16 protein-coding genes are annotated in these 12935 nt (G+C 40.0%); all 16 read left to right on the top strand.

The window, feature by feature from the left end; all coding sequences use genetic code 11:
• Nucleotides 1–61: 61 nt before the first annotated feature.
• The 16 genes from MKY87_RS01055 (at nucleotide 62) to MKY87_RS01125 (ending at nucleotide 12905) form a co-directional block, all read left to right on the top strand.
• Nucleotides 62–280, top strand: coding sequence for a hypothetical protein (locus MKY87_RS01055; protein ID WP_339783774.1), 219 nt, complete (start codon nucleotides 62–64; stop codon nucleotides 278–280).
• A 158-nt stretch (nucleotides 281–438) separates the two neighbouring features.
• Nucleotides 439–792: a hypothetical protein gene (locus MKY87_RS01060; protein ID WP_047843106.1), complete on the top strand. Its 354-nt coding sequence runs from the start codon at nucleotides 439–441 to the stop codon at nucleotides 790–792.
• Nucleotides 770–1099 (top strand): hypothetical protein, encoded by a 330-nt coding sequence (locus MKY87_RS01065; protein WP_339783773.1) that lies wholly within the window; start codon nucleotides 770–772, stop codon nucleotides 1097–1099. Before MKY87_RS01060 ends, MKY87_RS01065 begins: the two co-directional genes overlap by 23 nt.
• 957 nt (nucleotides 1100–2056) lie before the next feature.
• Entirely contained in the window at nucleotides 2057–2353 is a 297-nt protein-coding gene (locus tag MKY87_RS01070) for a hypothetical protein (RefSeq protein WP_340962550.1), read from the top strand.
• The gene (locus tag MKY87_RS01075; RefSeq protein ID WP_339783771.1) at nucleotides 2350–2592 is read left to right on the top strand and encodes a hypothetical protein; all 243 of its coding nucleotides are present in this window, start codon (nucleotides 2350–2352) and stop codon (nucleotides 2590–2592) included. The genes MKY87_RS01070 and MKY87_RS01075 overlap by 4 nt, the downstream gene beginning before the upstream one ends.
• Nucleotides 2593–2731: 139 nt before the next feature.
• A complete protein-coding gene (locus MKY87_RS01080) occupies nucleotides 2732–2974 on the top strand; it encodes a hypothetical protein (protein ID WP_339783770.1) in 243 nt (80 codons plus the stop codon).
• Nucleotides 2975–3241: 267 nt separating this feature from the next.
• Nucleotides 3242–3565: a hypothetical protein gene (locus MKY87_RS01085; protein ID WP_339783769.1), complete on the top strand. Its 324-nt coding sequence runs from the start codon at nucleotides 3242–3244 to the stop codon at nucleotides 3563–3565.
• Nucleotides 3566–3892: 327 nt separating this feature from the next.
• Nucleotides 3893–4603, top strand: coding sequence for a transglycosylase SLT domain-containing protein (locus MKY87_RS01090; RefSeq protein ID WP_339783768.1), 711 nt, complete (start codon nucleotides 3893–3895; stop codon nucleotides 4601–4603).
• Between the two features lie 732 nt (nucleotides 4604–5335).
• Nucleotides 5336–6289: a sigma-70 family RNA polymerase sigma factor gene (locus MKY87_RS01095; RefSeq protein ID WP_340962552.1), complete on the top strand. Its 954-nt coding sequence runs from the start codon at nucleotides 5336–5338 to the stop codon at nucleotides 6287–6289.
• A 493-nt stretch (nucleotides 6290–6782) separates the two neighbouring features.
• Nucleotides 6783–7064: a thioredoxin family protein gene (locus tag MKY87_RS30705; protein WP_445669444.1), complete on the top strand. Its 282-nt coding sequence runs from the start codon at nucleotides 6783–6785 to the stop codon at nucleotides 7062–7064.
• A gap of 1385 nt (nucleotides 7065–8449) precedes the next feature.
• A complete protein-coding gene (locus tag MKY87_RS01100; protein WP_167350869.1) occupies nucleotides 8450–8590 on the top strand; it encodes a hypothetical protein in 141 nt (46 codons plus the stop codon).
• Nucleotides 8591–8677: 87 nt separating this feature from the next.
• Complete coding sequence (locus MKY87_RS01105; RefSeq protein WP_340962553.1) at nucleotides 8678–9427, top strand: hypothetical protein; 750 nt, start codon at nucleotides 8678–8680, stop codon at nucleotides 9425–9427.
• Nucleotides 9428–9897: 470 nt separating this feature from the next.
• Nucleotides 9898–10269 carry a hypothetical protein gene (locus MKY87_RS01110; RefSeq protein ID WP_340962554.1) on the top strand — a complete coding sequence of 124 codons (372 nt, stop codon included), beginning with the start codon at nucleotides 9898–9900 and terminating at the stop codon, nucleotides 10267–10269.
• 625 nt (nucleotides 10270–10894) lie between these two features.
• Complete coding sequence (locus MKY87_RS01115; protein WP_062834620.1) at nucleotides 10895–11950, top strand: hypothetical protein; 1056 nt, start codon at nucleotides 10895–10897, stop codon at nucleotides 11948–11950.
• 158 nt (nucleotides 11951–12108) lie between these two features.
• Nucleotides 12109–12570, top strand: coding sequence for a DNA polymerase III subunit gamma/tau (locus tag MKY87_RS01120; protein WP_339783764.1), 462 nt, complete (start codon nucleotides 12109–12111; stop codon nucleotides 12568–12570).
• A gap of 32 nt (nucleotides 12571–12602) precedes the next feature.
• Complete coding sequence (locus tag MKY87_RS01125; protein WP_235431569.1) at nucleotides 12603–12905, top strand: hypothetical protein; 303 nt, start codon at nucleotides 12603–12605, stop codon at nucleotides 12903–12905.
• Nucleotides 12906–12935: the final 30 nt, after the last annotated feature.

The raw sequence follows: 12935 nt of genomic DNA on the forward strand, positions 1-12935 counted from the left end.
AATAAAATTGCAAGTTTTTATGAATGTATTAAATACAAGCAACATAAGGGGGCTATGCTTAATGGACATTACAGTTCCTTGCGTATTCTGTAAACACTTCAATCGGGACGAACGTGTAAGAATGACTTGTGCTGCATTCCCTAACGGGATTCCGAAGGACATTCAAGAAGTAAAAGTGATTCATACTGACCAATACCCTGCCGACAATGGGGTTCAATATGAAGCGTTAAGTGATAATCAAGACTATTTCAAATATTTTAAGGGAGAGACTCGATTATAAATGTATGAGCAATTGCATTCCTTATCATTTAGATAAACCTACCACCCAACGTAAAGAATTTATGAAAACTACAGCTAATTATAGAAGAATCGATGAGGAGTTTAAGATTTTGCAACTCTAACTAACCATATATCGACCACTATAATGAGGTGATGTGAATGATAGGCTTCTTAAACAAGTGTCCTCATTGTGGGGCACGTTCTTCTTTTACACCTGAAGAAATGGAATGCGATAAGGCATTAGTTCTGTGGTGTAACAACTGCGGTAACTTCATAAATCAAACCTTGACTATCGAAACTGTTCTCAGGTGGTGGCTTCGCTACAATGAAGGGGAGGAAACGATAGTCCCTCCAGTCAGCAGGAAAAACCTTCAGAAACTCATAAACATTGAACAGATGCTTAACGAAGAAGGCGAGTGGATGGAAAGTATAGAGATACACATTAAAGACTTCAGAGAGTACCATTATACAGAAGTAGAGGGTGAAAACCATGAAGGTTCAGGTAACGGCTAAGTTCTTCCTTGATAATGGAGAAGTTAAGCGAGTCGATTGGTTTGAGATTGATCCTAAGTTGATAGGTAAGATTGTAGAGAATGGCGTTGACAAGCCTATTGAAATTATTCTTAAATCGGCAAAGGACGTACAGGACGAATACAAAAAGATATTCCGCAGGCTTCATCGCCAGGGAGAGATGTTCATTGTTGAGAACATCAACGGAGAATTAGCAGGTGTACCTTTTACCAAGGTGACCTACTGGACATTAAAAGCGGGAGAGGTTATAAAGAATGTAACCGAGTCTACTAATAGATCGAGTGTCTAATATACCTTGAGAAAATCTGAGTCCTAACCTCTCAATTCTACCATTGCCAGCTAACCTGAGATATTTGAACTGGAGAGACTGGGTAACTTTTACACTCACTACGGTCATCTCTCCCTCGTACAACCTTCAATCGTGACTGCCACTTTTAATAGCTAATGGACAATACAAGGGCGTATCTGTCACTGGCAACTGTTCCGGACAGATACTAGTGCACCGAAGGCAGGAAGGTGAATGTAGGTTGCATAATTAGATGAGAGTCGTGGGGTCACAAACGTATTTAGATATTATAATTGACAATATCAGACCTTCTAATAGTTGCTCGTTGACTATCTGGAAGGTCTATTTCATGATGTAAGAGTTGCTGATAAACAAGGGAGAATGAGTCTAAAAGGGCATGAAAATAAAATGTACATGAGAGGCCTATGGGTCTCTTTTTTTTGACTGAAAATTCTCATCGCACCCCTAAATGGGGATACCCCGACTACTGAAGTATAAGCAGTTGAACTCCACTGCTGAGGGCTCTATATGATTAAAGAGAACACATCTTATCATATAGATACTCCGGTCACCTTAGAGAGGAGGAAAAGTGAACAGACAAAAAAGAACGGTATTCTAAGCATAAAATGAAGAAATATTATTATGAGTTGAAAATTTACAAAGTCGATTAATAACAGGGCTGAATAATGAGCAGACTTGATAATTCAACTTTGCAAATGACGAATTATACCAGAACTTAGTGAAAATTCATTCCTATCGCGACTATTAGAGTGATCGAAGTACTTAATCCAGTGAAAATTGATTAGAATTTCAATTCCACGGCCTGACTGATTAAGCAACTAAAAGAAACCAGACAAAGTAAAAACATGGGTCTATTAAACCTAAATAGAGCCAGTAGCAGCACGACATTATCAACAAATGATGGGATAGCTTTAACCTCACATTATTAGGAGGATCAAAATGGCAAGCACTTATGTCTACACTCTCGGAGTCGTAGTAGAGCAAGTCGAGCAGATTGAGAGATCTATTAAGAATATGGAACAAACTATGCGTCATGTATCGCCTGCCACTGTGGATGTAATTCGCAGAAACAAGTCTCAACTTGAAGCATTGCTTGAACGCATCATGAATGCTGATGTGACCTCCACATTTAGTTTACAAGCTTTTATCGAAGTCAACAAACAGTGCCTGCAGGACTGTTTTTCTGCTGACTACACAAACCGTCTCAGCACAATTGGGAGGACGAGAAGACAATGAAAATCAAATTCCGTGATGTATATGAAATCCTGCTGAACAATCGGAAGGCTGTTTTGGATATGGGTCTTGATGTAACAAATGTTCTTGATGGTGAAGGTAAATGCTTAATTTCAGATGAACTAAATTTGCTGAAAGAAAGTTACGCAGACCTGTACAATTCAGACATTAAATTGAACGAGAATATTGACGCTATTAGGGCTAAAGCTAACTCTTGTTATAAGTGTTTAGACCTTAGTTGATAAGTAAACATCAGAATGTTTTTGATCAATAAATATATACCTATTACATCCAGAGTTTCTAAAACTAGTGACGAATAGCACAGTGTCAATTTGGGATAAAAAATGAGCGGACTATTTTACTAAGAATGGCGTGATATGGATGAAAATTGACAACAGAATAGTCGAAGGGCTTCGATTAAAAGATGTGCCCGAAAACAAAACGAAAGAGATACACTTCTACGCTAACGGGAAGAGTATTTTTCTGAGTTCCATTACTGAAGAGAAATTGTTTAACGAGGAACAGTTGGATATGTTCCAGCACTGGATCGAAGAGACTACTCTTAACCTGCCGACTTACCAGACATTGTTAGAAATTCTTGAAACAGAAGGTAACGCGGTCTAATGATAGAGAGATCGTGAGATCGTCCATTTTCACAAGAGCACTGTGTTTGCAAGCGGAACGTGCCAGTGACATTATCTTGGTACTAACTATGTTAACTTGTTCCAAGCACTAATGTTTGGCTCGCTGAAAAATATGGAATTCTCCATATGGATAACCGTCTAAGTTCCCTATCTATATATGCTGCAGCTATCGTAGCAACTATGAATGGATCAAGAAGTAGTTAATTAACCGTGCAGGAGTAAACTAAAAAGTAAAGGAGGCATGCCTATGTTTCCAGAAGTGGACGACTTCATAGAAATTGAAAGTGAAGGACACCCGCATAACGGTCTTATTGGCAGAGTTGTCTCACTCGCCCCGAATAGGGTTACTTTCAATCTGTATGGTAAGGAAGTTTCTATTGCGGAGCGTTTTGTCAAAGTAAAAGCAAAACTAGGAACACGGGCACATATCCTACTGAGTCGGAAGTCTATGCACTGGGAACTGAATTCTCTGGATTTCATAGGCTTATATGTTCTTATGGACATTGCTTTATGGATGCGAGACTACGAGTGGTGTAGAGATATTCAGCAACGGATGGCTAAGGTGGGCTAAGCGCCCACCTTTTTTCACACCTTATTGTAAGCATGTCACGACCATAATAGAGAAGACAAAAAGAAGAAAGGAAATAAGGTTTGAAATCAAATGGCATGGTTATTGGCAAAATGAGCGTCAGCAGTTACTTTTATTTAGCACATTAAACCGGACGAAGAGAAGTTCAAATTCATCCAAGCTACTCCATGATTCATCTTAGACAATTTAGCTCACCTTTTCTTTATTCTATTTCTTCAGTCAGAGGCTTTGCATCTAAGGATTTCTATTATTTAATTATAGACTTCGTTTGGAAAATACTTGTAGAACAAAAAGGATGAGAATTGTTAAATGAAGAAAATTAAGTTGACAGTGGCATTAGCCATGACGATTACTGCTTGCTCCCCGCATGAGAAAACATCGGATTTCGATAATAATCCGATCCCCCAAGTTTCTGTGTCAGAAAGTGTGTTTAACGTTAGACACCTCTTGTCGATAGAGGCGAATAAAAAAGAGCCCATCCCAATGATTGCAAAAGCTGTACTCGAAGCAAAACCAGTACTTAAAATGACAGCTGCTGCAGATAAACCGAAAATTGCGCCTAAATCTACTTCTGTCGTTACAAAGTCTTCCACTGTGCAAAAGAACATAGTGAACCATCTTCTCAAGTACAAGGTAAACAAGTCAGACTCTACTAAGTTTGCCACTCTTATCGTACAGAATAGCAAGACTTACGGTGTCGATCCTTATACTATACTAGCAATTATTCAAGTTGAAACGGGGGCAACATTCGACCCTAACCTTGTCAGTACTCACGGTAGCGTAGGCTTGCTGCAGGTGCTCCCCTCCACACAGAAATATATGAATATATCGGGGAGTCTCAAAAAACCTTCAATCAACATCAAAATTGGCACTAAGTACCTTGCCTATACTCAAAAGAGATTCGGCGATGAATTGGGAATCGTTGCTTATAATCAAGGCGAGGGGAACGTTAAACGAGGGACGTATAACACTAAGTATTTGACCAAAGTTAATAAAGCATTGGCAAAAATCAAAAAGTAGTTGCACAGGATCATGGTTCAGGACAATAAGGTTACGAAAGTATGTCATGAACTCAAAACAGCACAGGAAAGACTTAAAGTCGGCAAGAAAGTCTATCTGCTGAAAGCCTGCAAGCAATATTAGTTAAACTACAAAGACATGATAGGGTAAATAAAATTGAAACTGAAACGGCATGGGAAAAACCCTCATGCCGTTTTTTTATGTGAAAACAAGGACGTCCATAGCATAAATGAAGCGAAGTAAAAATTTGTTTAAAAACTCAGATATCTGGATGTAACTCTGTAAATGGGGTGGAGCAAGGTTTCTACAAAAAAACGGTTTTTCTGTCACTGTTGGACAAAGTCGGAAATTGTTGCTCCTTCATGGAAATAAGTCGTTGGTTAGCTTTTCAAGTTTTCGTCTTTTTTGAGATGAGCTCAGCGCTTCAACTTAATTATATTGGCCCCGAGAGGGGTCTTTTCTATTTGTTCACACCTCCTGATAGGGTTAGCGCGACTACTAAGAGTATGCAGGAAATAATTTTGTTTGACACAGGAAGGGGACCAGAAAATGAGTATTTCACACCTCTGATGTAACGATAACAAGTTGGCAGAACTTCAAGAACTTAATGTAGGCCTTTAAAGTAGGTCCTCAAGACCAAGGAACAAAGTTGCAAAATCACAGCAGATGTGACGTCAGCGGACTTCTCAAAAGTAATACAAAAAAGACAGAAAGTTCGAGGTGAATTAGATAGTGCCGAGTCCCAACTACCTACAGCTCAGGGATAAAGAGATGAAGGATATGCATAATATGGTTCTCTTGAAGGCGTGTAAAGAGAACAGAGAACTCATGGGAGACTTCTTGAAGGCTAATCGAGACTTTATCTTCTCTATTATCAAGCACTACAAGGGGAGTATCCTAGAACTTAAAACGAAGTTCCGAATCACAGAGGACGAACTATACCAACATGCTTGTATAGGCATTCTGACTGCTATCAAGGATTTTGATTTTGAACGAGGCATTAAGTTCACAACATTCGTTGTACGCCCCATCCTCTGGGAAATCAATCAGCTTCTTTATAGTGATTCTCAGTCTGTAAGGTTGAGCAGGGGGGCGGTTGACCTCATTAAGCAAATGGTCGGGATTGAGGATGCTCTAGGGTATCGCCCCGCTGAAGAAGAAATGTCAGCTCTACTTAATGTGTCAATTGAGCGCTATCGCGAGATTGCCATGTTCAGCGATGGCCTTGAGCATTATGACGGGATTGATAATTTTGAATTCGTCAACAAGGACGAGAAAATCCTTGAAGAAGATGTGGCCAATCGTCTTTATGTAGAGCAACTACTGGATGACCCTATATTTAATGAATTCGAAAATAAGGTCATGCGCCTGCTCTTGAGCGATACAAGTAACAACAATGCTCAGATTGCTGAACAACTGAACGTATACCCCATGACCATTAGCCGTACTCTCGCACGAATCCGCAGCAAAACTGTGAACAGAGAGTTGAAGGAAGAGGAAACTAAGAGCTCTTCCAAGTATGAACGGGAGATTGAACTTATCACTCAGGCAACAAAGGAGCGTAATGAGAACTTGTGCATCAATAAAATTACAGAACTACTTGAGGTGTGTGGGTATGACACCAACGCCTACACAACCAGAGTGCTTTATTACATCCGTCAGAAAGCTATTCAACAAACTGCTTAAATAACTCGCACTTTTTAATAAGGATGCGGGGATCAATATAGTATATAGAAATCAAACTAAACAAGGACGTTTGGATCACAATATCTTAAAATGTATCTTTATTAAAATCATTCTAAAGTCCCTTCTTACGGCGAAAATCTTGAACAGCTGCCAGCGGATGAGACAACAGTCGAATTATCAATTAATCATAAAAAATCATAAAAAATTTAGCTAGAGAAATCATCGTATTGGATGTTGATGAAATAGACAACAAAATTTGTATGTTAAGGAGGGGCGACAAGCCCCTGATACTATATAAGAAAGAGTGATGAGATGAAAGCGCGAACTCATCATAACCAAAACATCCTTTTGAAAAGAGACTTAAGATAACTACCCATCTATCAGTTCTATTATTACACTATGAATTCTAAATGAAGGGAGCACTATAAGTGGATACCAACGAATATCAAAAATGGAACATAAACCCTTATGGAAAGCACCTTACATATTACAAATGAAAATCACCCTATACTACAACAATGAATGCGGTCATTGCCGACGTTTCCATAAGACCATAGACGATATAGCCTCGGAACGTCCGCACATTGATGTCTCTAAAGTCGAATATGTGCCCTCTATACACACAGATGTCATGTTCATACCAACTATGATCGTCAGCCACGGAGGTAGGGAATTAGGGCGCTTCAGCAGTGCTCTAGAGAAGAAAACTATCAGCATATGGTTAGATCAACTCGATGAATACATTAAAACTCACTTGTATTCCAACGATATATAAAACTCTTTGAGTATTTTATCTTATCACGTAGTCCAGTACAGCTCTAAACGACCATTAAATTTCATCCTAAATCAAGTCTTAAATCAAGTCCTAGTATGTTAATTAAGACCCTTCGGGGTCCTTTTTAGGTTGATAACGTAGAAAGGTAATCTATGCCAGTTTGGACGATCACAGCATAATTTTTTATTCATAATAAAGAGGAACAGTGTCAACAATGTACACGTGAGTCAACGTCTCAGCGGTTCCATTGTTTTATCACTCTTCCTTGTAGTTTTATGAGTCTCTTTGCTCGAATGCCATCCGCCTATTCATGATTTCCATCAAAAATATACCTAGCAGCTAGAACTAACATCAGACGTTTTTGATTCGACTTTTTGTAAGAAACACCCATTGTATTGTGCATGATTGACATGTACTTCTGGTTTACATCATCTATATGAAAGGAGCTAAATATTATTAGAGTTTCCACTTCTATGACAAATCAATCTTCCGCTAGCTTTTACCCCGATTTTTGGGCTCCCTCCTCCAAAAGGGTAAATAGTAATAGTGTATCCCGCTGACATAACTTTGCTTTCTCACATTATTTCTGCCCACTCGGTTCTAGTCTTATTATATTCATTTCTCTTCTGACCCTTACATTCCAATTAGTCGTACTACTCCTATAAAAAGATGTGTCTAGTACGTACAAAAGTTCAATTGTGTACAAATCAACTTATATTGGTACTAGAGGTGGTCATATGAAATGCGATTGCGGACGCTTCATCACGCAGAATGCCAAGGCTTTAGCCTCTATCTATGAGACGAATGGTGGCAAGTGTATTCACTGTTTGTCAGAGACCCTGAGTGTTCCTTATCAAGAATTAGTAGATAGGTATATGGGAATCTACGAGTGCCGTCCTTGCGCTCAAGATAAGAAAAAAGAGGAATTAAGAAGGAAATTACTTGGATTAGGGGGTTAGGACATACTGGTTTGAATCGTGAAGCGGATTGTTAGCCTTGTATGGGCAGATAAAATCCTGAATACTGCCGAGTATGGTAAAGGTTGTGGAGAGTGAAAAAGTCTCTCCCATCCTAAACTAGCCCTGCGCTTTACGGTAAGAAGAAAAATAAAGGGATTGATTTAAAATGGACTTTTTAATCAAGTGTATTAAGTGTGAATTCAGGTACGTTACTGATAAAGCAAGGGAGAACTTTGCGGCTGAAGGACTGGAAGGAGAATCCATGCTTTGTCTACACTGTATCGGGGAAATTACAGGGAAAGTCTTGAACCGATACAGCTACTTGGTCTTGCCCGAAGAGCTAGAAGATTCGAATCAACGGATGCAAGTTCTACCTAAAACGCCCACTGGCTGTAGACCGTGTATGAAGAAGAGAGGGTTATCATCATGAAAACGGAACGTATTTACTTAAGAACTACTCCTAAAAATAAAAAATATTTACAGAAAGTAGCTAAAAATTATTTTAAAGGAAATCTGTCTGCTGTTTTCGAGTACATGATTGAACATCTCGATATACATATGGATTGATTACTCTTAACTGAGTTGCACATTCACAAAAAAAATTGTTAGAGCGGGCATAAGGTTAAACGGTCTGCTTTCAGGGAGAGTGAAGTAATGGAGACAAACATCGGGAGATTAATTGCATTTGTTGGATCAGTAAGGAGCGGTAAGACAAAAAAACTAATTGACCTTTACGAAGAAATGATGGGCGACGGTGTCAAAGTCGCTGTGTTCAAGCCGTTTATTTCGAGTGAGAGAGAGGGTGATGAGTTTGTCCGTTCTAGAGAAGGTGATAAAGCCCCTGCGAGGGCTGTTAAATATCTGTCTGAAATCCCAGCTATAGTCGAATCGGAGCGTCTAGAGGCAATACTAGTAGATGAGACACAGTTATTTAATCAAGAGGAAGATGGCTTCATAATTCTTGAGGGACTGGCTATGGGAGGACTTGAAGTTTACTTGTTTGGTCTCGATGTTGACTCCGAAAACAACACATTCAGGTATATAGGGGATATTCTTGCTCATGCTGATGAAGTCCATAAACTCCGTACATCATGTATAAAGTGTGGAGAGGAAGCAAGGGTTAGCAAATTCGTGGGCATAGTCAAGTCCGACGTCATACCAAATGGTGAGCCGGATGATTATGCTCCTTATTGCCGTTTCTGTTACCACGGATGGAATGATCGGTTGGAAGAGCTCCGTAAGACAGCACAGATCACTGTCGGGGGGGACGGCTTCTTTTTTACTTGCGATATCGAAATTGAGCGAATCATGGAAATAGGCTACGACATTGAGACTCTTGAAGATAACTTGCGGACAGTTGACAAAATATTAGAATTCATTTCAAAGCTGAAAAAAGCAGATTGATTTTATTTCTAAGCATAAATGATGTATCCCTATGTTCTAACCATGTAATCCAAATAGGGACATTAGGAATCGTGAAGTGTAAGTTTTACATTTTAGGATCTCCACCTATTTAAATGTTTTTTTGAAATGTAAATTTTACACTCAATAAAGATTAAAAGATTAAAAGATTAAAGATTAAAAGATAAATAATATATTAAATTAATAAATATTGCGAAAGTCATTACAGACCAATTCTCCCAGTACAACTCAAATATTTTTAAACTAGCATGAACCTAAGTTTGTTAGTCTGTTTTTAAATAACCATATAATCAAAGCTGAGTCATATAAAGTGAACTTCAGTAAAAAATATTCCTTTGACGATCTGATGTCGATACCCTGTTAACTCAGCACTAACTACAAGGCGGATAGGGGCTACATCCCCCACCTTTTTTATTATCACAATAATACCATTTTGAGAGGAGTTTTCTTACATGGCAGGACCAACTGGGACGCACAAGAAAGAATTAAAAGTCGCTGAAGCACACTTAGAGACAAGGGAAAGAAGCATGTCGAAGGCGACTGATGATGTAAATGTAGAGGATGTGGAGGGGGATGTGGTAGCCGAGTTAACCCAACAACTTACTATGTTCGGACAGTTCATTTATAACGCTCAGGAAAAAGATACCATCCTGATTGTCGAGAACTTGGGTTATGGCGATATTTACGTAAGTGACAAGCATAATCCTCGAGTAGGCAATGAAGATCAACGTCTAATTTTCAAGGAGCAAAAGGCATTCAAAGCTGGAAAGCTGTTTATGATTTCGGCAAGCTATCCCATAGTATCCGTTATTGAGATCAAGTAAAAAGAGTATAGGGCCAGTCTACTTCAATCATGGGTTATTACAGATGCGAGGGAGAGCATCCCCCGGCTGATGTTGATATTGTTGGACACCTCAATACGCAGGGCTGTTAGAAATGTTCCCATTTCAGCTTATATTGGTATACGAAGCATTCATAAGAGGATGTGATGTAATGGGAGGATCCACATCTCCAATGTTTACACCTATATTCACACCACGCTTCGTCAAGACCCTCAAATCTTGCAATGCTAGGACTGCCGGCTAACGATTCTCCAGAAAATTTAGCTACCTAAATTCAGAAGAGAAAGAAGCCACAAGACTTAGTCAGCACAACTTGCCCTTGATAATATTTTATAAAAATCCTGGAGCAAGAGGCGAGAATTACCTTGAGTATAGATTCATCGTAGACTTCGATATCTATACGAAGGATGATGTGGGATTGACTGTAAACATCGCTGACCGATTTGCCAGATTTTCGACGACCAGTACCTTGGTATGCCGAAGGGTAGTGTGTTTAATAGGGAGTACGTCACAAGTTCTGAAGACGATACTGACTGGAAAACACCTACAAGTATTTCACCCAAATAGTTTTCGCTATTGGGATAGACGAATAAAGGAGGTTTTTTGAATGAAAGTTACTAAAAACAAAAAAATGCTGATTAAAGGTGCAGGTAAATTCATGGCGAAAATCCCGAACTGTGACGACCTCGTTACAATCGGTACGCTAAATAACATGCGTCTAGACATTCAATTGGATATGCAGGACATCGAGGCTGGCGATTCTAGCGTCGCTCTGGACACTTTGCTGCGTAAGAAGACAATCGACATTACCGCAGAAGCGGCTAAGTTCGATCTCAACCTTGTTAGGTTGGTACTTGGCTCAAAACTGCGCGAAGGTGTCTCAGGTTCTGCTTACAGTATGGTTACTGAGACTTTCGTAGTTCCTTCTGCATCTCCATATCAAGCAGAACTGACTCAAGTATCTATCGCTTCTCCTGCACCTAAGTCCTTTGAGGGTGCAGTGGGCGGTACAGACCTGAGTACAGACGTGACGATATCCGGTCAGAACGTAGTGTTCGACATGGCACTGGCAGGCAAGACAGTTGTCATCGTCTACGCTGTGGCTCTAACGGGTATTACTCCAGACCCTGATGGCTTTGTATGGGTTCTGGAAGAGAAGCACAACGTTAAACAAAATGGTTCTGAATTCACTACTGATCTTGTTTATGGTGCTTCGCTCAATACAGACCCTCAGATATCCGTCCGTACCCTGCAAGGTAACGTCCTTCTGAAAAAAACGGTCAATCCTAATCCTACGGAAGACCAGTATGTAATTAGCGGCGGCACGCTGAAGTTCAACTCGGCTATGAAAGATGTAGACATTTATGTTAACTACAAGCGTAACGAAGTTGTCGATATCCTCGATATCACAACCAAGGACATGCCGTTGACAGTTCACGTTGTTCACGACGGACAATTCGAACAGAAAGATGGAACGATTCAAGGTTATCAAACTGAGCTGTACCAATGCCGTGTGAAGTCCAACTTCACTCTCGACGCACAACGTCAACAAGCTTCCACACATAGTGTAACTCTAACTGTAATCGACCCTGAACGCTTTGACGGTAAGCTTGGTTCTATCAAGCGTTACGAGGCAGGTTCAGCCCAATCGGTAGATTGCTAATCATTAGACTCCCCTCGGGGAGTCTTTTTACATACAAAATGTTATAGCCTTGGCTTACTCACTTAGAATGTCCTATGAGGTGATTACAAGGATTCCCCCACCTTGTCGTCACTTCGATTAACTGATTCTTGGGGGAGAATTTAAAGGGGGATTGTAAAGTGAGTGAACGAGATTTAGTAATTCCAAGAGCAGATAGTACTGTGACCAAAGAGATTGCCAGTCAAGTTGAAGAGCAGACACAAGAGGCGGTAACTGAAAAAGAAAAGAATCCTTTGACACAAGAGGAAGCAGAAGTGTGTGAGAAAGTATTCTTTGAAGAGGACGATAAGGTTCGTTTACGTGACGGCAAAACTTACAATATTCCACCATTAGGTCTGATGGATGCTCGAAAGCTAATGAATAAACTTAACACGATTGATTCTGGTGTAATCATCGCTAACCTTATCCCTGAAGACGGGGATGATAGATTTGAGGAACTGCTTGATGTGCTACTAATGGCATTTAAACCGTACTACAACCACATGACGGTCGAACATCTTGGAAATTACGTTGATTTGGAGACGGCTAAGAAAATTATCGACTGCATGATTGGTCTCAACGGGCTAAAAAAGTCCATGTAACCACTCAGGTAGAGGAAGAAAACTATGACAGCATGCCGCCTGTCAATTGGGCAAATATCTTCTTCAAACTCGCCCACTACTGCCACTTGAAAAAGCAGGATGTATGGCAGTTAACCTTACCTCAGTTGGGTTATTACCTGGAACAATGTAATGAACACATTGAATTTACTATCAAAGTTTCTAGTATGTCTCTCGGCGGGTTGTTCGGTAGCGGTGTTCCTTCCAACGAAGATTCCAGCGGTGGCGAGGAAGAAACAAGAACCGACGGTAACTACGTGAATGGTTATAAAGTAGCCGATGCGGAAGACATGAGTTTCCTTGCACAGTTATTATAAATTCTCCTGCTCTGCTTCCTTCTAGGGAGG

The sequence above is a fragment of the Paenibacillus sp. FSL R7-0198 genome (assembly GCF_038000415.1).
In the GTDB taxonomy this organism is placed as follows: Bacteria; Bacillota; Bacilli; order Paenibacillales; family Paenibacillaceae; genus Paenibacillus.